The organism is Streptomyces sp. NPDC006624 (genome assembly GCF_040611555.1).
In the GTDB taxonomy this organism is placed as follows: domain Bacteria; phylum Actinomycetota; class Actinomycetes; order Streptomycetales; family Streptomycetaceae; genus Streptomyces.
In genome coordinates this window covers 1-1,491 of record NZ_JBEXOM010000059.1, presented here as the reverse complement: position 1 = coordinate 1,491, position 1,491 = coordinate 1, and the positions used below count along the sequence as shown (strand labels likewise).

The 1,491-nt window shown below is 68.8% G+C and carries 1 protein-coding gene; it reads left to right on the top strand.

Annotated features, from left to right (window positions below; all coding sequences use genetic code 11):
• Nucleotides 1–247 precede the first annotated feature (247 nt).
• The gene (locus tag ABZY20_RS37125; protein WP_356447933.1) at nucleotides 248–1,468 is read left to right on the top strand and encodes an IS110 family transposase; all 1,221 of its coding nucleotides are present in this window, start codon (nucleotides 248–250) and stop codon (nucleotides 1,466–1,468) included.
• Nucleotides 1,469–1,491 lie beyond the last annotated feature (23 nt).

Here is a 1,491-nt window from a genome sequence, read left to right as displayed (position 1 = left end):
GTGCTCATTAGAGGACCATCCCTTCTGCAGCCCTCACGGGTAGGGTTGTGACCTCTCGGTCCCGGTGGGTGCATGGCTTGGCGTGCGCGCTGCGTGACGGCCACTGTGAGTTGTGCCAGCCCCGCCGGGCCGAGGCCGTCTGATCGGCATCAGGGACACGCCCCGCAGAGGGCCGATTAATGAGCTCCCGGCAGACGTCCTCACCACCGAGCAGGTGCTCCGCGCTTGACACAGGGGTACTTCTTTCGTGTACATCGGCTGGGACTGGGCGACCGAGACCCATGACGTGACGGTCATGGACAACTCCGGTGCCCGAGTGGACCGTTGGGAGTTCGCTCACACCGAGGAGGGCATCGCCAGGACACTCGCCAGGCTGGCGAAGTACGGTGATCCGGGGGATCTGCCGGTGGCCATCGAGACCACTCGCGGCCTGGTCGTGGACCGGCTCCTGGCGGCCGGGCACCCGGTGGTGCCGGTGCACCCCAACGCCTTCCACGCGATGCGTCCGCGCTGGGGCGCCTCCAAGGCCAAGACGGATGCCGGGGACAGCCTCAAGCTCGCCGACTACCTGCGCACCGACGGCCATTTCCTGCCCCGGCTGGAGCCCACCGAGCAGGCCACGATGGAGCTTCAGGCCCTGACCCGGCAGCGGGCCGACCATGTCGCAGCCCGCATCGCCGCGGTCAACCAGCTCGCCGCACTCCTGGACGCGCACTGGCCCGGCGGCAAGGCCGTCTTCGCCAGCCTGGACAGCGACATCGCGCTCGCGTTCCTGGACCGCTACCCGACACCGGCCTCGGCGGCCAAGCTCACCGCCGGACGCCTGGAAGCGTGGTGCAAGCGCCACGGCTACTCCGGCAAGAGGCCAGGCAGCGTCCTCATCGACCGCCTCCGGTCCGCGCCGCGGCCGGCCTCCCGACTCGCGGACGGCGTGATCGAACAGCTGGTGCGTGTCCAGGTCCAGCTGGTCAAGGGCATCCGGGCCACGATCCGGGCCTTGGACGCGGCCATCGCGGACGCGGTCGCCACCCACCCCTACGCGTCGCTGTTCGCGCCCATGCCCCGGATCGGGAAGATCAACCTCGGGCAGATCATCGGTGAGATCGGACCGATCCTGGAACGCTCCACGACCAGTGAGCAGTTCATCGCCGAGACCGGCGTGGTGCCCGTGACGCGCGCGTCCGGCAAGTCCCGTGTGGTGACCTTCCGCTACGCGGCCAACCGACGCGCCCGACTGGCCATCGTGAGCTACGCGGACAACAGTCGGCACGCCAGCGACTGGGCCGCGAAGATCTACAACGACGCACGGGCGGACAAGAAACGCCATCCCCACGCCGCCCGCATTCTCGCCCGATCCTGGCTGCGCGTGATGTGGGCCTGCTGGCGCACCGGGACCTGCTACGACCCCGAGATCCACCGAGCCAGCAACAAGATCAAACAGGACCCGGACACGCCTCTGGCGGCATAGAGGTTGACTCAGGGAACTCACAG